We start from the raw sequence: 23010 nt of genomic DNA on the forward strand, positions 1-23010 counted from the left end.
CGATGAGATTTTGGACACTCGCCTGCTAAACAATACAAGTGTGAGGGAGAGCCTAAAAGATTCTGTATGAGTTACACCAAATCCTCCACCTCGCACACTGCCACGCGTTGCACCAAGCCTTTAAGATAGATGAGATTTTGAGAATCTATACGCACTTCTAGCATTTCCCCGCCCGGTGGCATAATGCACACCTTAGAATCCACTAGCCCAAGCCTATGTGCCGCTGCCACCGCCGCTGCTGCGCCCGTACCACACGCTAGAGTGATATCCTCCACGCCCCGCTCATAGCTCGCATACGCCATATCCCCTCGACTCTGTGCGCACGCGATAGTGATGTTGGCATTGTATCTCTCGCGCAAACCTCGCAAAAACGCATTGTGCGGGCTTTTGGGCTTTGGCAATGCACATTGTGCGTTTGTCAAACACACCAAATGCGGCACGCCCGTATCTAGCAGATACCACTCCTCGCCCCACAGGCTAGATTCACGCACCTGCTTTAAAAACGCATATTGTCCTAGCGCACTCTCTACCATAAGCGGATTGTGAGAATCCACCTCCACGCCTATCTCGCCCGCTAGGCTCAAAAACCTATGCGCCCTAGGTGCTAGCCCCTCGACATAGGCGAAGCTCCCCACGCAGCGACTTGCATTGCCACACATCTCCCCCACACTCCCATCAGCGTTGAAAAACTCCCACTCATACGCGAGAGATTCTATCGTGCTTGGCTTTAGCACCACAAAGCCATCAGCCCCTATGCCGCTATGCCGAGCGCACCATTTGCGCGCGCACTCCACATAATCTAGTGAATCTAGCCCAAAATCCCGCCCAAACGCGTTGTAAATCAAAAAGTCATTGCCATTAGCACAATATTTCACAAGCCTCATATCTTTCCTTAGCGTGTAGATTCTATCTTTGCCAAAACCTCGCCCACTAGCCCCTCTAGCGCCTCCCTCTCGCCTGTATTATTGATGATATAATCACTCATTGCGCGCTTTTGCTCGATATCCATCTGTGCGTTAATACGCGCCTGTGCGGACTCTCTCTCTAGTCCATCGCGCTTTAGGATACGCGCTAAGCACTGCTGCTTTGGCGCATACACGAGCACGATTTTTGAAACCGGGTAGCTCTGTCTGCCACCAGATTCAAAAAATAGCGGAATATCTAAAAAATAGACTTTCTGCTCTAGCTCGAGCTCCAACGCCCTAGAGAGTATCTCCGCGCGTATTTTTGGGTGCAGGAGGGATTCTAGCTTTTTGCGCGCGCTCTCATCGCCAAAGACAATCGCACCCAATGCCTTTCTATCCACGACACCATCACGCACGCATTCTGTCCCAAAAGCCTGCGCCACCTCGCTAGCACTCGCTTGCAAGATTCTATGCGCCACCTCATCGGCACAAATCACGACATAGCCTCTCTCTTTGAGTATGGCTGACACGCTGCTTTTGCCACTGCCGATACAGCCTGTGAGTGCCACGCCATAGACTAGATTCAAAGGCGCGTTAAAGTCAGAATCTAAAGAATTTGCCATCGCTTAAAGCCTCATTGCGCTAGCGCAAAATATGCGACACAAACTTCGCGTAATTATCGAGTATCTCGCCACCCTTGCGGAAGCCCAGCCCACAAGATTCATAGGCAAAAAACACATTTGCTTGGTAGTGCGCGCCATTATGGCTATTTAACTCGCAAAACTCCTGATACACGCGCTTTTGCACTCCATACATACCCTCTTTTGCGCTCAAAACCCTGCCTTGTGCGTCCAAAATCTCTACATTCTCCCCCTCTCTGCCAAAGGAGGGCTTGCTCACTTGCTTGCACCCAAGCGGGTTGAAGCTAGATTCTAAAAGCAGGGGGTGGCGCGGGAAAAGATCCCAGAGAATCTTTAGCATTCGCTTGCTTTGAAACATCAGCGTGTAGGCGGGGTTTAGAAAAATCGTGTTTTTGTTTGCCATCATTTCGCGCATTAGAGCGAGCATTTCGGGCTCATCGATAGCGATAAATTCCCAAGGTATGAGCTTAAACAAAAATTCATATTGTCTATTTTCATACACCACGCCATCTTGTGCGCTAAAGCTCACCGCATCAATAGGCGCATACTCGCTCTCAAACCCCGCTTCTTTAGCCAGCTGACACAAAAACCGCGTCGTAACCTCCTCCTCGAGATTGCCCTTAATGCTACAAAAGAGAATCTTCCAGCCCTCATAAAGCTGCTCAAATGTGCTCGTATCAGAATCTAGCGTGATGAGGCGTTTAAAATTTTCACGCAGAGCTTGAGAGATGTCATTAAACTGCAGGCTTTCATCAAAGCCATTGGCTTTTAGCAATGCCCATTGTATCAGCGCGCTCTCATAGAGCATCGTGGGCGTATCGGCATTAAACTCTAAGAGCTTTATGGGCTTGCCATCAAGCCCGCCGGATAGATCAAAGCGTCCATAAAGATGCCAGTGTATATCCTCCTCCCAACTCTGATAAATCATATCGTGCAGGCTCGGCGGTATGTCTAGCTCAAAGAGGAGATTATGCTCTAGCACATACTCCCCAGCCTCTATATACATATCATAGAGCTCATTCCCAGCGTTGTAAAACGCCTCTGCCTCCTCCTGCGTGATACACACCGCCTCATTATCGATGTATGCGGAGTTATCCAAATCCGTATGCCAGCCTAGCCCAATCTCCTCTAGTGTGCGTGAATCTAGGGGATGTAACGATACAATTTCCATAGAGTTTGTTTCCTTTGCTTAGAATCTCTTTTACAAAGTATTATACAAAAGCCGATAATACTTTTGCTTTAATTTTGTATTTCGCATCTTTCAAACAAAGGAGCAACGATGAAAAAACTATCTATCTCACTTACTTTGGTAGCGGCTTTGGGTGCTAGTGCTAGCGCAGCAGAAGTCACTCCATTTGGATTTATCGGTGGGTATTACTCCCAAGGCTTTAGCAATATGCCAACCCAAACAAGTGCCACTAATAGCAAAGAGGTGGGCGAGGCATACGCCGCCGTGGCTGCACACCTAGGGCTTGATGTGGGACTTAGCCCAAATATCAGCTTTGGCTTGGGATTTTGGGGTGGCTTGCCGCTCTATGAGACTTACTATACCGGTGGTGTTACGCCTGTAGGCGATAGATTCTATCCGCAAAATTGGGATGTCTCTGATGCGTATTTGAAGTTTGATAGTCAATCGGTTTCTGTCATCGGCGGGCGCTTTGATGTGAGCAGCTTCTATCACGGCAAAGACGGCAAGGACTACACCGGTATGGATTGGCTTTGGGGCAATATCCAAGGCGCAGCGTTTAATATGAAAAGCAAAAACATTGGCTTTTGGGCATTGTGGATGAACTCTAAACTCGGAGTAAATGGCAACTACAACAGAATGGCGTATGATATGGCGTCCTTTGGGACATACTCGGCGTTTAAGCACAACCATGTGGGCGAAGTGTTTATGGGCGGTGTTGATTTTGATTATGACACATTTAAGTTTAGTCCATTTGTGATATATGATACCAACCATCAGCATAGTGGCACTGCAGGCACACGCAGCGTGCTAAGCGCAGGAGCGAAAGTAGTGCTCGATGTCAAGGGCAATGGCGTAGAGTCCATCACCACACTCCGCGCACTATGGCAGCAGTATGAATCTGCAGGGCGTGATGTGAGCCCGCTACTACTATGGATCGATGAGGAGCTCATCTTTAGCGATATTTTCAAAGTCGGCGCGGGGTATATCAAAACAAACGATTATGGAATCTTGCTCTATGGCCATGATAAGAGTAGATTCTATGGGTATCGCTCTAGCGGTGCTTCAGGCATATACAGTAGCGGCGGTATATATGGCGCGGGCAACCCACTCTATTATGGTGGCAACTCCGGCACATATTATGTCTTTGCAGGCATTAAGCCAGATTCTAGATTGGAGCTTGATTTGCTCTTTGCTGGTGGGGATTATTCTGAATTCTCTGCAGTGGGGCAGTTCCGAGTGCTCGGACAAGCAGACAAAGTCAATCTCAAAGTCGGCGCGGGATTTGTCAGCACAAGGGGGTATAATTGGGATACTACCTCTGTTGATTTTGACAAGCGACGCAACAACCTCATCGCGTTTTTGCGCCTCTCTCTGTAGGGCTTATACGACTTAGATTCTATGCTAGGGGGCTTCTCCCCCTACGCTCCTCCTTTCTATCCCACACTTTTACTCACAAATCAAAACCGCCTTAACCCGCCTCTGTCTTAAACTGATTAAGCCAATGCAATTTGCCTCCACACCTTAAGTTTATTAGCCTTTGTGAATCTAGCTGCAGAGATTCAAGCTCTGTAGTTTATGGAATATAAATTCTTAGATTCTGTGTATTTTGCTAAGTGCCTTTGTGTAGGCTTTTAACGCCCTTTTATAGGGCGGGATTGCAAAGCCTGTGGTTTGAGCGATTTTTTTACTAGCTTTATCGCAGAGAATCTGCAAGGCTTTGAGGGCTTTTTTGCTTTGCTTGAGATTGCCGAGTGCGTAAGTTTGTAGCAATAGCTTATAAGTCTTTTTAGGCAGGCTCTTGGGAAGGTATTTGTAATGCTTGCCATAAGAAAAATTAAAAGTGTGGAGAGAATCTTGCTTAGATTCTATAACGCCACTTGTGGATTCTATCGCGCTTAACGCCCTCTGCCACGCTAGGAGTATCAGCACGCATTCTCGCATAGAATCCACATAGGCATTATACGCTAACGCCTCCCTGCGTAAAAAACTCCGCAACGCATAGCCTTTGAGATGATAAAATTCATTCAGACAATCCTCAAAACTCCTTTGTGTGAGCGGCTTTAGCCAAAAGTCCCTATCACTTGGAATCCCGCTTGTATCAATGCCGCTTTTTGCCACTATGTTTTCTTTATCAAGCAGCACCTGTGTGAGCCTCTCATTTGTGAAATAAAACTCCACATCACTTAGCGGAATGAGTGTAAAATCAATCTTTAGCCCGCTTGCGTAGATGGCAAGATAGCTAAACCACCCCGCCTTTAAATCCGGCGCGAAAAGCTCCATAGATTCTGGCATCTGCACCATAAGCACCTCGCCAAAACGCCCTAGCCAAGTGCTATCCTCACGCAATGGCGTAATATCTGGCATAAAAAAGCTAATATCGTAGTCTTGGAATTTATCTCTTTTGGCATTTTTATTCGCACGCGAACCCTCGAGCGTAACAAGGGCTATGTCTTTGTGGGAAGTGGCAAAGGCAAGAATTTGCTGCAAAGTGGTGTCGTAAGTCGTGTCGTGGGTGGTGTCGCGAGAAACATTGCAAGTCAAATCGTGGGCTAAATTGCAAGCCAAATTAGAAATTAAATGGGAGCGCATAACAATCCTTTTTGCACAAAAGTATAGCAAAATAGAATCTAGCGATGAGAGAGGCTCCAAAATTAGGAGCTAAGTGGCTTTTGGTATAATGCACAAACTTACCTTGCAACAAAGGGCTAAAGTGGCAAAAACAATAGCGGTGTTTTTTGATTGTGAAAATGTCTCGGCGCATTGCGTGAAGTTTGTGTTTAAAAAGCTTAAGAAAAAAGGTAAAATCATCGTCGCGCAGGCTTTTAGGGATTGGTCAAAAGAAAGCAATTGGAATAGAGAAGTCATCGAGCAATACGCGATTGAACCCGTGCAGGTTTTTGGTATCCCAAACAAAAATAGCTGCGATCTTAAGATTCAAAATGCTGTTTTTAATGTGCTAGAGCGCGGGGTGGCTAAGATTATCGCGATTGTTTCTAGCGATAGTGATTTTAGGCATATTGCGCTGGAGGTCAGGCGACGCGGGCTAAAAATGATGATTTTTGGAGAGCCAAAGGCTAAGCCACTATTACGCGCAAGTTGCGATAAGTTTATCGAGCTGCCTATGAAAGCAAAAAAGCAAGCTATCGAGGCAGCGGACACAAAGGACGTGGAAGCTAAAAAGGACGCGCCCCAAACAGAAACCAAGCTCAAATCGCTAGAGGAAAAAAGGCAAATGCTGCTTAGTGCTATCACTCACTGCAAAAAGGATAGCAATGGCTGGTGCCATATCCAAAATCTCGTCATCTATCTCAAGCAAAATCTCGCGCTTTCTCGCAAGAGTTTTGGGAGGAGCAAATGGGCAAGTGTTTTTGATATGTATCCGCAGGATTTGGAGTATGTGAAGCTAGGGAATGGTATCCTCATAGTGCGACTAAGGAGCGTGGATACAGGCGTATTTATTAATGGCTCTTATGGGAAGCTATTGTCGTTTTAGTCTCGCTCTCAAATCCTTGCAGATTCTACAAAGCTCCACACTGCTGTATGTGTTTAGAATCTTAGCGCGTGATTGGGACACAAAATCCACTCCCATAGATTCTGTTTGAATGCAAGTTTTGCTAGATTATAGAATCTTTTGGTGCCAGCGCGTCAGGAACGCCACTTGGGCTAGTGCCTTATTCTCAAACTGACTAGATTCTATAGCCACGCAACCTCCAAAAAGATTGGATATACTTTCTTAACCTCATACCAAAGGAAAGATATGCGACATTTTTACGACTTTATCAATGGCTTGGCTCTCGTGCTTCTCATCGCACTTGGGAGCCTATATATCGCCTCACTCGACGCACTGGCGCGCTACCATATCTCGCCGCTCATCATAGGCATAGTGCTAGGTGTCCTCGCTTCATCACTCTATCGCAATGCCCAACAATCCTGTGAAAAAGGCGTAACGCTAAGTGCCAAAAAGCTTTTGCGGCTAGGGATTATCCTCTATGGATTTCGCGTAAGTCTTGAGGGCATTATGAGCGTGGGGCTCTCTGGCACGCTCATTAGTCTTAGCGTGGTGGTGGGGATTTTGGTGCTTGGGAGCGTGATTGGGGTGAAGGTGTTTGGGCTGGATAGAGAGCTTGCGCTGCTTGTGAGCGGGGGGAGTGCGATATGCGGCGCGGCGGCGGTGCTCGCTATAGAATCTAGTATCAAATCCCAACCCTACAAAGGCATCATCGCCGTGGGGAGCGTAGTGGTGTTTGGACTCATCTCGATGTTTTTGTATCCGCTTGCGTATGCGATCTCAAGCCTCGGGCTTAGCGAGATTCAGTGGGGCGTGTATGTGGGTGCGACGCTGCACGAGGTGGCAAATGTCGTGGGTGCAGGCAGCGGGATCTCGCCTGAAGCGGAAAAAATCGCTGTGATTATCAAGATGATACGCGTGCTTTTGCTAATCCCCGTGCTCCTTATCGTGCCACTGCTCTTTGCCTCCACACAAAGCGGAGCCAAGCGCAACCTGCATATCCCGTGGTTTGCCTTTGGGTTTTTGGGTGTGGTGGTGCTAAACTCCGTGATTACCCTGCCCGAGTGGCTCATCTCTAGCGGGGAGAGTGCCTCTACATTTTTACTCGTGATGGCGATGAGTGCGTTGGGGCTGCAGATTGATTTCAAAAAATTCCTAGATTCTGGAGGCAAGGCATTTGGGCTTGCTTTTGTGCTAGCACTCATACTGATTTTTGGCGGATATGGCTTAGTGTATGTATGCCTCTAGCGATTTTTGCTCCTAAGACTCCCAAAACTCACACTAAAACTCTTTGTGCTCTTTGGCGGGGGGAAAGGGTAGGTTTCTAGCTCTTTGAGTGTGGCATCAAGCGCACGATCAAAGGCATCATCAAGCGCGTATCGCTTAACCATATAGTGCATTTTCCCCTGCGCGCTAATCTCAAACACCACCACGCCCTCCAAATCCGGAGCCAAAAATTGCGAGCGTCTGTCCCAATGCGAGAGCAAAATCTTGCTAATTATGGCAAACCATTCATCATACGCACCATCCTCTTGCTGCGCGCTCTCATTTTGGATTGTGATGGTGGTATTGAGGTTATGAAGTTGTTGGTGCAAGTCCTTGCTTTGCTGCGCGAGATCGCTAAGTTTTTTGGCATTTTGGGCGTGCTTGTCGCGATCATCAGGGGTTTCTTGGGATTTGGCAAAGGCATTGGCATCAATTTGGGCAAACATATTTTTGATACCACTGCCCTCGAGGGGATTGCTTGTGGGATTTTGGGGCTTGGATTCTTGTTTGGGTGTAAGATCGAGGTAGGCTTGTATATCAATAGATTGGATTGTGATTGCAGATTCTGGCAGGGTGGTGTATTTGGTAGGCTCTCCCCTAAATGCCCCAAAGAAAAACAACACAAGCAAGGCATAGAAGCAAAATGCAATCACGCCACTCGCCACAAACATCACAAAATTAAAGCGCATCTAACCACCTGTAACGAGCGAAACCTTTAAAAAACCAGATTCTTTGAGGGATTTGAGGACATAAATCACATCATCATACAGCAGGGCTTTGTCAGCGCGTATGAAAATGGGAATATTTTTGTCAAAGCGTGCGCTTTTTAGCACAAAATTTTCTCCAAAAGTCGCGAGATCATAGACTTCATCTCGCACATACACCTTTCTATCTAGACTCACACGCACTTCTAGGATAGAATCTTGGGCGAGCTTCTTGCTTTTTGAGCCACGGGGTAGCGCAATGTCCTCTTGGTAGGTTATGGTTGGTATGCCTATCATCAAAATCGCTAGGAGCACAAGCATCACATCCACTAGAGGCGTGATATTTAGCTCGGGCTTCTCATCGAGATCGAACTCATCTTCTCTCATAGACTATTTCTTTGCGAACTTAACATAAGGTTTATTTGCATTTGGATACAAACGCCTATGTTGTAGGCTTTGCGCTTTAAAAGGAGATAAAACGAATACGCCGGAATAGCCACCAAAATCCCGCAAGCAGTAGCCACGAGAGCCTTAGAAATCACGGGTGCGATGATATCAAAAGACACATTGCCACCGCCGAGATGCGAAAACGCCTCCAATATCTCCACCACCGTGCCAAAAAGCCCGATAAAAGGCGCAGTCGATGAGATGATACTCAAAAACACAAGTCCCCGCGTGGCTTTTTGTATAGCTCTAGTTTTCCAAACCTGTAACAAATCCGCATCGATGATATTGTGGCTATTTAAGAGCGTAGCGAGAATGGCGTTTTTGGGAATACTCACAGGGCTTGTGCTCAGCAAATCGACATTGTGTTGCTCTCTAGAGAGCCAATCCCCAAGCGTGAAAGTTTTGTAAATATAAATCCATAAAGTAGTCAAAAAATAGAGACTAAGCCACCCAAGCACCACAAGAGTAACAGGCGTGCTCTGGGCGATAAACACCAAAAAAGTATCCATACAAACCTCTACAAAAAATCACAAAATGTGAGTTTGTGAATCTAAAATTTTGTGCGTGCGGCAGTCTCTATGCGTGAAACGACAGAGGAGATAGCGACACGATCGTTGCTCGCCTCTTCTAAAAGCTTTCTAGCATCATCAATAGCAGCAGCCACTTGATCTTCTGTGCTACCATTGATAGATACCGCACCATCGGCTATAACATCGACTTTGTGCGGCGAAACCTCGGCATAACCCCAATTAATCGCTACAAGCTCTGAATCTCCACTAGGCATAAAAATCTCAATAACACCAGTTTTTAGCGAAGAGAGGAGATTGCAATGCCCCGGATAGACGCCAAACTCCCCCTCGCTACCGGGCATCACTACTGACTGCACCGCTCCATCGTATATTTTGCCATAAGGGGTTACGATACTTAGCATTAAAGTTTCCATACTATCGCCCTCCTGCTATGCCTTTGCCTTAAGTTTTTCTGCCTTTTCTAGTGCTTCTTGGATATTGCCTACCATATAGAAGGCATTTTCTGGGATATGATCGTATTTCCCTGACAAAATCCCCTTAAAGCCCTCTAGTGTCTCTTCAAGCGTTACATATTTGCCCGGACTTCCCGTAAAGACCTCTGCTACGAAGAATGGCTGAGAGAGGAATTTCTCGATTTTTCTCGCTCTATCCACAGTTTGCTTGTCTTCTTCAGAAAGCTCATCCATACCCAAAATCGCGATAATGTCTTGCAAATCTTTGTATTTTTGTAAAATCTGCTGCACACCCGTAGCAATTTTATAATGCGTCTCACCCACTACTTGTGGATCCAAAATCCTCGAAGTAGAATCTAGAGGATCCACCGCAGGATAGATGCCCTTTTCTGTAAGCTTTCTATTAAGAACCGTAGTGGCATCAAGATGCGAGAACACCGACGCAGGAGCGGGGTCAGTCAAGTCATCAGCTGGCACATACACCGCTTGTACAGAGGTAATGGAACCTTTCTTTGTTGAAGTAATGCGCTCTTGCAATTTACCCATCTCACTAGCAAGTGTAGGCTGATAGCCCACCGCTGAAGGAATGCGTCCCAAAAGCGCAGACATTTCGGCACCAGATTGCGCGTATCTAAAGATATTATCAATAAACATAAGCACATCTAAGCCTTTCTCGTCTCTAAAATACTCTGCCATAGTAAGTCCTGTAAATGCGATTCTATTTCTCGCTCCCGGTGGCTCATTCATCTGTCCATAGCACAATGCCACTTTATCGAGCACGCCGCCCTCTTGCATTTCGTTATAGAGATCGTTCCCCTCTCTTGTGCGCTCGCCCACGCCAGCAAACACAGAATATCCGCTATGCTTATAGGCGACATTGTGGATAAGCTCCATAATCACCACGGTTTTACCCACGCCGGCACCACCAAACAAGCCTACTTTACCACCCTTAGAGTATGGTGCGAGCAAATCCACCACTTTGATACCTGTTTCAAACATTTCTGTTTTGGTGCTTTGGTTATCAAATGTCGGAGCTTCTCTGTGGATAGGCCACTTAAGATCTGTGTTTATCGGCTCACCACCGTCTATAACATCGCCCGTTACATTAAAGATTCTGCCCAAAACTGCCTCGCCTACGGGCACTTCAATCATCTTACCACGAGCCTTGACACTCTCGCCTCTTGTCAAGCCCTCCGTCATATCCATAGCAATGGTGCGGACACGATTATCGCCCAAATGCCCCACCACTTCAAGCACAAGCTTATTCTTACGCCCTTCTACATCAAACTCCACATCTACGGCTTCATTAACAAATGGTAGATAGGAATCAAACTCTATATCCACAACTGGTCCCATAACCTGTATAATCTTACCTTGCATTTTTTCTCCTCTTTAGATTTATTTCATCGCCTCAACACCGGCATTGATCTCAACAAGCTCGGTTGTAATCGATTCTTGACGCGCTTTATTGTAAGCGACACTAAGACTTTTTACCAAATCACCCGCATTACTTGTAGCGGCATCCATAGCCTGCACCCTCGCACTATGTTCTGCTGCTAGAGAATCTATCAGTGCGTAATACATATTGTATTCCACATATTTTTGCGCAAGCTGATCTAAGAGCACATCTTCCACTTCCTCAGATTCTATACTCATCGTATCGTGCTCTTCAAGAGCTTTCTGCACATCAATATTAATCGTTAGTGGAAGCAAAGCGCGAGTTTCTAACACTTGAGAGATCATATTTTTAAAGCCATTATGCACAATGATAACCTCATCGGTAAGCCCATCAAAAAAATCCTTGACGACATTTTGGATAAATTGTGCAGCCCCCTCATATGTAGGCATTGCGCTAAGTCCCACAACCCTATCAAGCACTTCAACATCATTGAATGTAAAAAATGAAATCCCTTTTTTGCCAATACCACGCAAACGCACCTTGACATTCTGCTCTTTGTAATGCTTCATAAGGCGCACTACTTCTTTAATTGTGGATTGATTGAAACCACCACATAAGCCCTTGTCAGCAGTGATAAATACGATATCAATTTTTTTAATCTCCCGTGGTTTGGAGCCCAAAAAATATTTGCTATTGATATTTTCAACACCCTTTACAAGAATTTTGCGGACGATTTCATCAAACATTTCATTGAGCTTTTGCGAATACACCTTAGAACGCCTTGCTAATTCTTCCGTTTTTTTCAGCTTGGAGGTCGAAACAAGCTTCATCGCACGCGTTGTTTTCTGCGTGTTTTTTACGCTTGTAATCTTCCGTCTTATGTCTTTAAGATTACCGCCCATCCATTACTCCTTATCTCTTATGCAGAAAAGCTTGTTTTGAACTCTTTAAGTGCGTTAGTAAGCTCTTCTTCCATATCTTTGTCTAAAGCTTTCTTAGCGCGGATATCTTCAAAAATCTTAGGGAATCTCGCCTCCAAGAATGGATAAAACTCCGCCTCAAAATCCAAAACTTTACTAGCAGGAATATCATCAAGGAAACCATTTGCGCCCGCATAGATGAGCACAATCTGCTTTTCAATCGCAAGTGGCGAATACGGAGGCTGCTTGAGTACTTCAACCATTCTTTGCCCTCTCTCAAGCTGCTTACGACTCACCTCATCAAGATCAGAGGCAAATTGTGAGAATGCTTGCAACTCTCTATATTGCGCAAGATCAAGTCTTAGTGTCCCTGAAACTTGCTTTGTAGCTTTGATTTGTGCAGCACCACCCACACGAGAAACCGACAAGCCCACATTGATCGCAGGACGCACACCGGAGTTAAACAAATCTGTTTCTAGGAATATCTGTCCATCTGTAATGGAGATCACATTGGTTGGAATGTAAGCTGAGATATCTCCCGCCAATGTCTCAATGATAGGTAACGCAGTCAAAGAGCCCGCACCCAACTCATCACTAAGCTTCGCGGCACGCTCAAGAAGTCGTGAGTGGAGGTAGAACACATCTCCGGGGAATGCCTCGCGTCCCGGTGGTCTCCTAAGAATAAGTGACATCTCTCGGTATGCCACCGCGTGCTTGCTCAAATCATCATAGATAATGAGCGCGTGGCGTCCATTATCCCTAAAGTATTCACCGATAGTAACGCCTGTGTATGGAGCGAGGAATTGCATTGCGGCAGAAGACGAAGCAGGAGCATTAACCACAACTGTGTATTCCATCGCCCCGTGCTCCTCTAGCTTTCGCACCACTTGCGCCACTGTGGATTCTTTTTGCCCCACAGCCACATAGATACATACGACATCTTGTCCTTTTTGGTTGATGATAGAATCTATTGCAACGGTTGTTTTACCTGTCTGTCTATCGCCAATGATAAGCTCTCTTTGACCACGACCAATTGGCACAAGCGCATCAATAGCCTTAATCCCCGTCTGAAGTGGCTCATGCACAGATTTTCTCGCCATAATACCCGGCGCTTTCTCCTCTACGAAACGAAACTCGCTAGCCTCTATCGCACCCTTGCCATCAATCGCATCGCCTAAGGTATTGATCACACGCCCTACTACGCTATCTCCGACAGGCACTTTCATAAGTTTTTTTAATCTCTTAACAGAAATACCCTCTTTGATATCTTTACCACTACCAATTACCACAACGCCGACACTCGACTCTTCAAGACTCATCGCAATGCCGATGTCACCTGTCTCAAACTCCACCATCTCATAATACATTACATTATTAAGCCCATACACCTTTGCCACACCATCGGCATAGGTAACGACTCTACCTGTTTCACTAATATCTACATTGATATTAAAGTTCTCTATGCGCTCCTTGATGATTGAGCTGACTTCTTCTGATCTTAGTTTTGCTACCACTTTCGACTCCTTTTTTGGGTTTAAATTGCTTTTAGAATATGATTTGTCAAATCTGTGAAAAATCTCTCTTTAGAAAACGAGATTTCAACGCCCAAATCCTCCACACTCAATCTAATACCATCAATGGCTGCCCTCTCTTGGCGCACATCAAGATTGACATTTAGCCTAGACGATAGGCTTTTAGCGATATTTTGCAAGGTTGTGGAATCTAGCTCCTCTTTTATTTTAAGCACCGCGACATATTGTTTTTTGTCTGCGAGGATTTTTTTCTCAAGAGTCCTTACAATGCCCGGTATAGCAGAGATTCTATCCGATCGCACCAAAAGTCTGATGAGATTCTCAAACTTCTCCTCACACTCACTAAAAACACCGAGTAGCAACTCCTCTTTTTTGGCTTTTTCGATAAATGGTGAATGGATAAAATCTCTCAACGACTTATCCTCAAATGCCTTATTAAGTGCGGATAGCAGTGTGATAACCTGCTCTATTTCTTGAGTAGAAAAACTATCCAAAATAGCTCTTGTGTATTTTTTGGCTACCAAATCCATCATGATGCAATCCTTTTTGTGATTATATTGACATAATCCTTGTTCTCAAGCTGCACATCTTTTGAATGGACTACCTCACTCAAAATAGATTCCACAACCTCTCGCATAGCTTTTGCCTGCTCAAACTCCATATTTGCTTCCATCGTCTGAATCATCGCTTGAATCTGTGCCTGTGTCTGCTGAGCAAAACGCTGCGAGATCATACTCGCTTCCTTTTTGGCAATCTCGACAATCTCCTGTGCTCGCGCTTGACTCTCTTCTAGTTTTTTGAGAGCGTCGGCTTTCTCCCTTTGGGCTTTATGGAGTTTGTTTTGTATCTCCTCAAGCTGTGAGGCTATATGAACCCTGCGATTGACAAAAATCGCCTTGATACGCGCAAACGTGAAGTACCACAAAATAGCCACAAACAATATAAAATTGACAAGCCTCGGGATAAAATCACTCTGCTCAAAACTCCCCGCAGCACAAGCAACACCGGGTAATGCCAACATCAAAATTATGGTTATCATATGTCTCATCGCCACTCCTTATACTTGCTCAAGCTTTTTACGTATGCTCTGCTTGTATTCCCCGATATGCGAGCCCAAATCACTTCTTAAGTCTTCCTGATACCCCAAAAGCTCCTGCCTAAACGCAAGCATTTTGGATTCAATCTCTGCCTTTTTTTCGGCTAATTTCTCTTCTAAAAGTGTCTTTTCTCTAGCCGTGGCTTGTTCGATAATCTCTTTTGCCTCTCTCTGCGCGTCACTGATAGTTTTGGTTATCTCCTCTTGAATCTTTGCTATCTCCTCTAAATTGCCCTGTGTATCTTGCAAGTCTTTTTTAATCATCTCATCACGCTTATTCATAAAAGCAATCATAGGCTTATATAACCATTGGTTAAGCAAAAAGAGTAAGATGATGAAACAACAAAACACCAAAATCATCAGTTTAAAATTTACTGATATTTCCATAACTAAGCCACTCCTTCCTAAAATTTAAGCTCCTAAAGTCCGCTTATAATCTAGACTCTCAACCTATTTTAACAATTTAAGTTATGAATTTTCTTAAACTTTTTAATTTAGTGAGCAATTTTTTCAATAAACGCCTGAATTTCTACATCTTGAGAAAATTCTATACAAATCTGATTGTTCTTAACACTCGCTTTGTAGGCATTTTGGCGTAAAATCTCCTGCGCTTCCTTCAAAAGCTCTCTATCGATATTGGCTTTAGGCTGCGATTTGCTAGGAATTTTGCTTGGGTTTTTGATATTTTTAATCAACGCTTCACTATCACGCACGCTAAGCCTCTGACCGATAATAGAATCCATCGCCAATCGCTGCTCCTGTGGTGAGAGTGTGACCAAAACCTTAGCATGTCCTTGCGTGATTTTGCCCTCTATGAGAGATTCTTGCACAAATGCCTCAAGGCTTAATAATCTTAAAGTATTTGTGATTTGTGTCCGCGATTTTTTAATCCTTTGTGAAAGCTCCTCGTGGGTAACGCCATACTCATCAAGCAATTCTTGATACGAATATGCCAATTCTATGGGATTAAGATCTGCGCGTTGGATATTCTCTATAAGCGCCAACTCTCGCATTTTGTGAGTATCTATATCAGCCACTATTGCTTTGATAGTGTGCATTCCAGCTAGCTTGCTAGCGCGCAATCGCCGCTCTCCAGCCAGCAGCACATACTCTCCATTTTCATCTTCACAAACCACGATAGGTTGCAAAAGCCCGTGATCCTTGATAGAATCTGCTAGCTCCTGCAGGGCATTTTCTTCAAAATACTTTCTTGGCTGATAAGGATTTGGCTTAATGATCTCCACACTTAGCTCAAGCACCGCACGTTCAGAATCTCCCATACTATTTTCATAAGCTTGGGAAACCTCCCCAAAAATCGCATCCAGTCCGCGCCCTAAGCCCCTATTTTTTTTTGCCATTACGCGTCCTCCATACTTATGCGCCCTCTAGGATAAGTTCGGCAAGGTTTTGATACGCGATGCTTCCACTAGACTTGGCATCATAAAGTAAGATAGGCTTCCCAAAGCTTGGAGATTCTGCTAGTCGCACGCTTCGGGGCACGATGATATACTCTCCTCTTTCACTTTTAAAAAGATGTTTTTTAAAATGCTGCGTGAGATCGTCAAACACTTGTTTTGAGAGGTTGTGCTGATTAGAATACATAGTGGGCAAAAAGCCTCTGATACTTAGGTTTGGGTTGCTCGTATCTTTGATCACTTTCACGGTATTCAGTAGCTGCGCCAATCCCTCAAGTGCGTAAAACTCGCACTGAATGGGCACGATCACAGAATCTGACGCTACTAGCGCATTTACCGTCAAAGCCCCTAGAGCGGGCGGAGAATCTACGATGACAAAATCATACTGATCTTTTATCTCATCAAGCTTGTTGCGTAGGATTGTCTGTCCGCTTTTTTTGTTATAAAAATCCTTTTCAAACCCAGCTAAGGCGATACTAGAGGGCACAAGGGATAAAAAAGGAATCTCTGATAAATCAATAATCGCATCGCTAAGCGTATTGCGCCCGCATAACACCTGATAAATATCGGCTTGAATATCCGTGCGCCTAATGTTAAATGTCGTGGTTGCATTGCCCTGCGGATCGCAATCAATCAACAAAACACGCTTTTCAGATATCGCCAACGACGCCGCTAGATTCACAGCAGTCGTCGTCTTGCCAACCCCTCCTTTTTGATTTGCGACGGTTATAACCTCACTCATTCTCCAAACTCCTTATCTACAACTATACACGATCTGTGAATCCACCACTATCGCGCCATCTTCTAGCAACTCCGCATCCCTAAAAGAGACTTCCCTGTCGTTATGATGGAAGCTAAAACCAAAATTGTTGTGGAATTCTAACGCATAGAATCTAAAAATTTGCTTCCAAGATGGTTTTTTCTCAAGACTTGCAAAATATTTAGACAAAAACGCTCTAAGCTCGATCAGTGCGCTTATATCGGGCTCTAGTGTCGCATACCCTCCACGCTCCTTAGTGCCCCTATCATAGAGATTGATACCTATCCCACACACGAGATAATCCTGCCATTTATTACACAGCACGCCCCCGATTTTTTGCTCTCCTATATAGAGATCATTAGGCCACTTTAGCCAAACCCGCGAACCAAGCTCCCTTAGCACCTCCTTGCACAAAAACCCAAAGTATATAGAGGCAGATTCTATCCTCAAATCCTCTGGCAAATCCCAAAGTGCTAGCACAAAGGAAAAATACAGCGCATTTGACTGCTCCTCCCACGCATTGCCACGCGAGCCTATGCCGTGCGTCTGCCTACGCGCACTCACACACATAGGAGCGTGCAAATCCCCCGCTTTTAGCCCTTGTAAGAGAAAGGTTTGCGTAGATTCTAAGCAGTCATAGATTTGTATATCCATTGAGTCCCTAATGCTTTTTGCGTGGCTTAAGTTTTTGCAAATGGCTTATGAAAGCCCCACACTTCCCGTGCCTTGCGTATAGATTCAGAATCTAGCGAGACAATCATCACGCCTTCATAATCCTGCAAACTATCCTCTATCTGCCCATACGCATTGACATACAAACTATCGCCATAAAAACTCCAACTACTCTCATCAATGAGCTCCGTCCCCACGCGATTAACCCGCAAAATCGCACAGGAATTTAAAAATGCGCGCATCTTACACAGAGATCGCCATCTCAGCAGAGAATCAAAGGTATTAGCACAGGGCACAATCAGCACATCATAGCACTCTGGCTTCATCGCGACAAAAAGCTCATCAAAATGCAGCTCAAACCCCGATAGTATGCCCACTTTTAAGCCCTCTCGCTCTATGCTTAGGGGCAGTTTTGGCTTCTTGTAATGTTTATTAGCAAAAAACGCGCGTTCATTCCAATGCTCAAAATCTATCAAACGCTGCTGGATAGAGAATCTAAAGCCCTGTGAATCTATGAGGGCGATTGTCTTATAAAATTTGCTTGAAAGCCTATTAGATGAGAGTTTAAGCGTGTAAGAATCCACCACAATGGGCGTGATGATCTCTAGCTTGTATTGCTTGGCAAAGCGCGTGAGATCTCGCAATATGCTGACATTGTGGCTTGCCACAAGCTGCGGCGAGGGTAGAGATCGCAAATGTCCAAAAAATGGCTCAAAGGTGTATTCTGGCAGGGCGACTAGCGACACGCCTTGTTTGGCGCAATTTTGGAAATACGATTCTAAATACAGAGGCGATTGCACCTTAGAAACCTGCAGGAGAGCTACACGCATTGCACGACCTTGTGAGAAAATAAGCGGGATTTTACTATTCTTAAGCTTAGAATTGCTTTGGCGACATTAACAATTCTTAAAGAGGGGTTGTGCTAGGATTGCGCGTTTTGGATTCTAAAAATTTAAGGAAAATGGCAATGGTAGAGCGATACGCACGCGAGAAAATGAAAAAGCTTTGGGATTTAGAGGCGAAATACTCCGCTTGGCTAGAGGTGGAAAAGGCGTTGGTTAAGGGCTGGAATGCTTTGGGGCTCATTCCAGATTCTGATTGTGAGAAAATCTGCAAAAACGCAAAATTCGATATTGCAAGAATTGATGAAATCGAGGCGGTAACCAAACACGATCTAATCGCCTTTACCACAAGTGTGGCAGAAAGCTTGGGCGAGGAGTCGCGGTGGTTTCATTATGGAATCACCTCAAGTGATACGATTGATACTGCCGTGGCATTGCAGATGAGGGATTCTCTACAAATCATCATCGAGGGCGTGAAAGGCTTGCAAGAGGCGATAAAAAAGAGGGCGTATGAGCATAAAGACACGCTTATGGTGGGGCGAAGTCATGGGATTCACGGCGAGCCTATTACCTTTGGGCTTGTGTGTGCGATATGGTATGATGAGATTACGCGGCATTTGAGGGCATTAGAATCCACACTAGAAGTCATTAGCGTGGGCAAAATCAGCGGGGCTATGGGCAATCTAGCCCATACGCCAATAGAGCTAGAAGAGCTAGTGTGTAAAAACCTAGGGCTAAAGGCTGCCCCTGCGAGCAATCAAGTCATTCAAAGAGACAGATACGCTAGGCTTATCACGGATTTAGCCCTTTTGGCAAGTAGCTGTGAGAAAATCGCAGTAGAGATTCGGCATTTGCAACGCACAGAGGTGTATGAGGCGGAGGAGTATTTTAGCAAAGGACAAAAGGGTAGCTCTGCGATGCCCCACAAACGCAATCCCGTTTTATCTGAAAATATTACGGGGCTTTGTCGTGTGATACGAAGCTACGCCCTGCCTGCTATGGAGAATGTCGCGCTGTGGCACGAGAGGGATATTAGCCACTCTTCTGTGGAGCGATTTATCCTGCCAGATAGCTTTATTACGAGTGATTTTATGCTAGCACGCCTCACGGGGCTTATTGAAAATCTAGTCGTGTATCCCAAAAATATGCTAAAAAATCTCAATCTAACCGGGGGCTTGGTTTTCTCTCAAAGAATCCTCCTAGAGCTACCAAAATGCGGGGTGAGCCGCGAAGATGCGTATAAAATCGTGCAGAGAAATGCGATGAAAGTGTGGGAATCTCTGCAAAATGGCGAGGCAGCGGTAAATGAACGGGGAGAATCGCTATATCTGCAATATCTCTTGGCAGATTCTGAACTTGTGGGGCTTTTAAGCAGAGGTGGAGATTCTAAAGATTCTAAAAGCGTGGTGGATTCTAGCAAGGCAGAATCTAAAAGCGGCGAGGCGATAATCCGCCAATGCTTTGACTTTGGCTACTATACCAAAAATGTAGATTCTATCTTTAAGCGAGTGTTTGGGGAATAGGGGTGGCACAAAGAAAAACCTCACAACAATCTCTCGATATAAAAGTGTGCGAGTGCGCCTAAGCCCACAACACGCTTAAGATAGACACCATTTCATCACACACAATCTCTCTTTTTGCGCAAAAACGCCATAATGCTCCCTAGCACATCGTCCCAATCCTTGCTTGGAGATTCTATGCGCTCTTTAGTATCATCGCTATAAGTAATCGTGATATTTTGCCCATAGTGCGCAATTTGCTTGAGCTTTAGCGCATTTGCTAGCACGCGGATTTTGATAAGCTCCAAAAAACTAAGCGTAAATGAATCTAGCTTACCAAAGCGGTTTTCTATCTCGCCCTCTATCTCATACACATCGCTTAGATTCTCACATAGGCTCAATCGGCGATAGAGCTCAAGGCGCAGCTTATCACTCCCCACAAGCTCAGGATTGATATACGCGCTTATATTGAGCTTGAGATCCACTTGCGCACTTTTTTGCACCCCAGAGCCGCTAAGCTGATTGATACAGTCCTCTAGCATAGAGAGATACAAGCCATAGCCGATTTTTTTGATATGTCCGCTTTGGGCTTCCCCTAGGAGATTCCCACCACCGCGAATCTCCAAATCGTGATAGGCGAGATTTTCCCCACTGCCCAGATAAGAATTTTTCTCTAGCGCGCCCAGTCGCTTTTTTGCCTCCTCCCCCAGCGCACTCTCGCGCGCCACACACAGATAGCAAAACCCCTCCTTGCTCCCGCGCCCCACACGCCCGCGTAATTGGTGCAAATCCGCTATCCCAAAGCGATTTGCCTCCTCCACGATGATGGTATTGGCATTGGGCAGGTGCAAGCCAGATTCTACGATGCTTGTGCAAAGCAGCACATCAAGCTCTTTGCGCACAAATTCCGCCATCACTTCTTGGGATTTGCTATCCTCCACTTGAGAGTGCAGTATCCCTATGCGCAGCTTTGGCAGCAGCTCGTTTAGCTCTTTAGCCTTTTGCGCAATCCCCGCAATGTTGTTATACACATAAAACACCTGCCCACCGCGGCGCAACTCACGCAAAATAGCCTCGCGTATGATTTTTTCATCATAGATTTTAAGAAATGTCCGCACGCCCTTGCGCTCCATAGGCGGTGTGCGTAGCGCGCTAAAACCTTTGATATGTGAGAGTGCCATATTGAGCGTGCGCGGGATTGGCGTGGCACTCATACTAAGGGTATGCACATTTTTGCATAACGCCTTCATCTTTTCTTTTTGCTTCACACCAAACTTATGCTCCTCATCAATCACCACAAGCCCAAGCCTACTAAACTCTAGCCCCAAAAGCGCGTGCGTGCCTATCACCACATCAATCTCGCCATTTTTGAGCCCTGTATTTACACGATTTTTATCCTTTGTGAATCTATCGACTTTGGCTATGTGTATGGGCTTGCCATTTTCTTTGCTAAGCGCACCTAGCCGCTCCTGCAGGGTAACAAAATGCTGCGTGGCAAGCAAAGTCGTAGGCACGATAAAGGCGCACTGATAGCCCTGCGCGATAAGTGCCACAATCGCGCTCATCGCCACTTCCGTTTTGCCAAAGCCCACATCACCGCTAAGCAGTCTATCCATCACGCGCCCAGATTCTAAATCGTCTAAAATCTCTCCGATGCTGCGCTCCTGATCCTCGGTGAGCGCGAAAGGACGGGATTTGTCAAAGGCATAGAGCAGTGCGCAATCACGCGTGATTTTCACACCCTCTAAGAGCGATCGTTGTGCCGCAAGCTCGATGATAGCCCCAGCGATCTCAAAAAGCTTCTTACGCACAGAATCTTTGAGCTTGCTAAAACTTCCCTTGCCAAGCTTATCCACAATAGGCAGTGTGCCAGAATCCGCCACATACCTATCGATCATATCCAGTCGCTCCACGGGTAGCAGCAGCTTATCCTCGCTCTGATAGGCAATCTCGATAAAATCCCGCACCACGCCAAGCACGCTCGTGCTCTTTAAACCCTTAAACACTCCTATGCCATAATCCGTATGCACGACATATTCGCCCACATTGAGTTCATTGAGCTGCAGGCGCGAGCGTTTGGGCTTTTTGGCGCGCTTGGCGGTTTGGTTAAAGGACAAAATAAGCCATTGCTGGTGCAGGATATTGACATTTTGCGTGCCTAGGGCGACTTTGAGGCGTGCGAGATTCACATCTAGGGGCTCAAGCAGCCTTGGCGGCGTGCTACTACAATCAAGCCCATAGGATTTGAGCAAGGCGTAGTTTGGGGTAATGAGCGTGATCTCTCTGTCTTTGTGCAAAGCAAGGAGTGAGGGGAGCATATTGGGACTAAAGAGAATCCCCTCGCACACCTCGCTACGCGCAACAAGGGGCATTGCAAAGAGAGAATCTAAGCTAAGCGCAGAGGGCAGCTCCTCCTCTATACTATGGATTTCTTTAGCTTCCTCAAGCGCGCTTGGTGTGAGAAAGCACGGATAGGACGCGCTCAAATGCGCGCCCTTATCGCCCAAACGCCACAGCCAAGACGCGCCCATCTCTAGATGAGATTCACTCTCCCAAGGCGATTGCGTATCCGCCTCATCGCTCGCCTCGCTTAATTGCGCGCGCTCCTCCTGCACCCCAAAAAGCGCGATGGGGATTTCAAGGGAAGCAATCTCGGATTTTTGACTAAGCTGCGTGCTCACATCAAAAACGCGTATGCTCTCCACACTCTCATCAAAAAAGCAGATTCTATGTGGGCTAGCCTCATTTGGCAAAAATATATCCACAATCTCGCCGCGCAAGCTCATCTCCCCGGGCATCTCCACCACTTCCACGCTCTCATAGCCATAGCCTAGGAGCTTTTGGGCGAGTGTGTGGGGATCTATGGGCGTGGTTTTATCGATAGTGAAACTTTGGAGACATTCTGATTTGGGCAGCGGATAGAGGATACTTGAGATAGGAGCGCAGAGAATCTTTGGGCTCTGAGATTCATAAAACGCACGCAAAACCTGCAACAACTCAAGCAAATCCTCGCGAAAGGGCGTGAGATCGTCGCCAAAATGCACGCGCACCTCGGGCAGCACAAAGGGCACAAAAGGGCTAAAATCTCTATGTGTGCGACAAAAATCTATCACTTCATAAGACGCCCTCGCCTCCTCATAGTCCTTGCAAACTACGATAAAGGCATTCTTAAAATCCTTTGTTTGCGCGCACTCTTGGGATAAAAGCGCGTAAATATCGCCCTGTATCAAATC

Annotated in this window: 24 protein-coding genes; 5 read left to right on the plus strand and 19 right to left on the minus strand. The window is 45.8% G+C overall.

Going from position 1 to position 23010, the window contains the following annotated elements; genetic code table 11:
- Positions 1 to 71: 71 nt before the first annotated feature.
- The 3 genes from dapF to ACH2BK_RS01670 are packed head-to-tail and all read right to left on the minus strand — an operon-like array spanning position 72 to position 2717.
- Positions 72 to 884 (minus strand): diaminopimelate epimerase, encoded by an 813-nt coding sequence (gene dapF, locus ACH2BK_RS01660; protein ID WP_395001835.1) that lies wholly within the window; start codon positions 882 to 884, stop codon positions 72 to 74.
- Positions 885 to 892: 8 nt separating this feature from the next.
- Positions 893 to 1528 carry a dephospho-CoA kinase gene (gene coaE / locus ACH2BK_RS01665; protein ID WP_395001836.1) on the minus strand — a complete coding sequence of 212 codons (636 nt, stop codon included), beginning with the start codon at positions 1526 to 1528 and terminating at the stop codon, positions 893 to 895.
- Positions 1529 to 1547: 19 nt separating this feature from the next.
- A complete protein-coding gene (locus ACH2BK_RS01670; protein WP_395001837.1) occupies positions 1548 to 2717 on the minus strand; it encodes a glutathionylspermidine synthase family protein in 1170 nt (389 codons plus the stop codon).
- A 108-nt stretch (positions 2718 to 2825) separates the two neighbouring features.
- Here ACH2BK_RS01670 and ACH2BK_RS01675 point away from each other — a divergent pair, with 108 nt between their 5' ends.
- Positions 2826 to 4112 (plus strand): hypothetical protein, encoded by a 1287-nt coding sequence (locus tag ACH2BK_RS01675; RefSeq protein ID WP_395001838.1) that lies wholly within the window; start codon positions 2826 to 2828, stop codon positions 4110 to 4112.
- A 213-nt stretch (positions 4113 to 4325) separates the two neighbouring features.
- On the opposite strand, the gene ACH2BK_RS01680 is transcribed toward ACH2BK_RS01675, so the two are convergent.
- The gene (locus ACH2BK_RS01680; RefSeq protein ID WP_395001839.1) at positions 4326 to 5324 is read right to left on the minus strand and encodes an aminoglycoside 6-adenylyltransferase; all 999 of its coding nucleotides are present in this window, start codon (positions 5322 to 5324) and stop codon (positions 4326 to 4328) included.
- Between the two features lie 73 nt (positions 5325 to 5397).
- Here ACH2BK_RS01680 and ACH2BK_RS01685 point away from each other — a divergent pair, with 73 nt between their 5' ends.
- From ACH2BK_RS01685 to ACH2BK_RS01695, 3 genes are all read left to right on the plus strand, one after another.
- Entirely contained in the window at positions 5398 to 6228 is an 831-nt protein-coding gene (locus ACH2BK_RS01685) for an NYN domain-containing protein (protein ID WP_395001840.1), read from the plus strand.
- Positions 6197 to 6337, plus strand: a complete 141-nt coding sequence (locus tag ACH2BK_RS01690; RefSeq protein WP_394994245.1) for a hypothetical protein — start codon at positions 6197 to 6199, stop codon at positions 6335 to 6337. Before ACH2BK_RS01685 ends, ACH2BK_RS01690 begins: the two co-directional genes overlap by 32 nt.
- 155 nt (positions 6338 to 6492) lie before the next feature.
- Positions 6493 to 7491, plus strand: a complete 999-nt coding sequence (locus ACH2BK_RS01695) for a YeiH family protein (RefSeq protein ID WP_395001841.1) — start codon at positions 6493 to 6495, stop codon at positions 7489 to 7491.
- Here ACH2BK_RS01695 and ACH2BK_RS01700 read toward each other — a convergent pair.
- From ACH2BK_RS01700 to ACH2BK_RS01765, 14 genes are all read right to left on the minus strand, one after another.
- A complete protein-coding gene (locus ACH2BK_RS01700; RefSeq protein ID WP_394994239.1) occupies positions 7488 to 8198 on the minus strand; it encodes a TonB C-terminal domain-containing protein in 711 nt (236 codons plus the stop codon). The two genes, ACH2BK_RS01695 and ACH2BK_RS01700, sit on opposite strands and share 4 nt — an antisense overlap.
- Entirely contained in the window at positions 8199 to 8600 is a 402-nt protein-coding gene (locus ACH2BK_RS01705; RefSeq protein WP_394994237.1) for an ExbD/TolR family protein, read from the minus strand.
- Positions 8597 to 9169 (minus strand): MotA/TolQ/ExbB proton channel family protein, encoded by a 573-nt coding sequence (locus ACH2BK_RS01710; protein WP_394994234.1) that lies wholly within the window; start codon positions 9167 to 9169, stop codon positions 8597 to 8599. The genes ACH2BK_RS01705 and ACH2BK_RS01710 overlap by 4 nt, the downstream gene beginning before the upstream one ends.
- Before the next feature lie 41 nt (positions 9170 to 9210).
- Positions 9211 to 9603 carry an ATP synthase F1 subunit epsilon gene (gene atpC / locus ACH2BK_RS01715; protein WP_394994232.1) on the minus strand — a complete coding sequence of 131 codons (393 nt, stop codon included), beginning with the start codon at positions 9601 to 9603 and terminating at the stop codon, positions 9211 to 9213.
- A 15-nt stretch (positions 9604 to 9618) separates the two neighbouring features.
- On the minus strand, positions 9619 to 11022 hold the full coding sequence (atpD, locus tag ACH2BK_RS01720; RefSeq protein ID WP_394994229.1) for a F0F1 ATP synthase subunit beta: 1404 nt from the start codon (positions 11020 to 11022) through the stop codon (positions 9619 to 9621).
- Positions 11023 to 11040: 18 nt separating this feature from the next.
- Positions 11041 to 11943 carry an ATP synthase F1 subunit gamma gene (atpG, locus tag ACH2BK_RS01725; RefSeq protein WP_394994226.1) on the minus strand — a complete coding sequence of 301 codons (903 nt, stop codon included), beginning with the start codon at positions 11941 to 11943 and terminating at the stop codon, positions 11041 to 11043.
- A 17-nt stretch (positions 11944 to 11960) separates the two neighbouring features.
- Complete coding sequence (atpA, locus tag ACH2BK_RS01730) at positions 11961 to 13475, minus strand: F0F1 ATP synthase subunit alpha (RefSeq protein ID WP_395001842.1); 1515 nt, start codon at positions 13473 to 13475, stop codon at positions 11961 to 11963.
- A gap of 20 nt (positions 13476 to 13495) precedes the next feature.
- Positions 13496 to 14026, minus strand: a complete 531-nt coding sequence (locus ACH2BK_RS01735; protein ID WP_394994221.1) for a F0F1 ATP synthase subunit delta — start codon at positions 14024 to 14026, stop codon at positions 13496 to 13498.
- On the minus strand, positions 14023 to 14541 hold the full coding sequence (locus tag ACH2BK_RS01740) for a F0F1 ATP synthase subunit B (RefSeq protein ID WP_394994219.1): 519 nt from the start codon (positions 14539 to 14541) through the stop codon (positions 14023 to 14025). The genes ACH2BK_RS01735 and ACH2BK_RS01740 overlap by 4 nt, the downstream gene beginning before the upstream one ends.
- 9 nt (positions 14542 to 14550) lie before the next feature.
- On the minus strand, positions 14551 to 14976 hold the full coding sequence (locus tag ACH2BK_RS01745) for a F0F1 ATP synthase subunit B' (protein WP_394994216.1): 426 nt from the start codon (positions 14974 to 14976) through the stop codon (positions 14551 to 14553).
- A 107-nt stretch (positions 14977 to 15083) separates the two neighbouring features.
- On the minus strand, positions 15084 to 15947 hold the full coding sequence (locus tag ACH2BK_RS01750) for a ParB/RepB/Spo0J family partition protein (RefSeq protein ID WP_395001843.1): 864 nt from the start codon (positions 15945 to 15947) through the stop codon (positions 15084 to 15086).
- A gap of 16 nt (positions 15948 to 15963) precedes the next feature.
- On the minus strand, positions 15964 to 16746 hold the full coding sequence (locus ACH2BK_RS01755; protein ID WP_394994212.1) for a ParA family protein: 783 nt from the start codon (positions 16744 to 16746) through the stop codon (positions 15964 to 15966).
- A 12-nt stretch (positions 16747 to 16758) separates the two neighbouring features.
- Positions 16759 to 17418 carry a biotin--[acetyl-CoA-carboxylase] ligase gene (locus ACH2BK_RS01760; RefSeq protein WP_394994210.1) on the minus strand — a complete coding sequence of 220 codons (660 nt, stop codon included), beginning with the start codon at positions 17416 to 17418 and terminating at the stop codon, positions 16759 to 16761.
- A 26-nt stretch (positions 17419 to 17444) separates the two neighbouring features.
- The gene (locus tag ACH2BK_RS01765) at positions 17445 to 18266 is read right to left on the minus strand and encodes a carbon-nitrogen hydrolase family protein (RefSeq protein WP_394994207.1); all 822 of its coding nucleotides are present in this window, start codon (positions 18264 to 18266) and stop codon (positions 17445 to 17447) included.
- 137 nt (positions 18267 to 18403) lie between these two features.
- Between ACH2BK_RS01765 and purB the strand changes: the two genes are divergently transcribed.
- Complete coding sequence (purB, locus tag ACH2BK_RS01770) at positions 18404 to 19801, plus strand: adenylosuccinate lyase (protein WP_395001875.1); 1398 nt, start codon at positions 18404 to 18406, stop codon at positions 19799 to 19801.
- Between the two features lie 95 nt (positions 19802 to 19896).
- Here purB and ACH2BK_RS01775 read toward each other — a convergent pair whose 3' ends face one another.
- On the minus strand, positions 19897 to 23007 hold the full coding sequence (locus tag ACH2BK_RS01775) for a DEAD/DEAH box helicase (protein ID WP_395001844.1): 3111 nt from the start codon (positions 23005 to 23007) through the stop codon (positions 19897 to 19899).
- Positions 23008 to 23010 lie beyond the last annotated feature (3 nt).

The organism is uncultured Helicobacter sp., assembly GCF_949282165.1.
GTDB lineage: Bacteria > Campylobacterota > Campylobacteria > Campylobacterales > Helicobacteraceae > Helicobacter_F.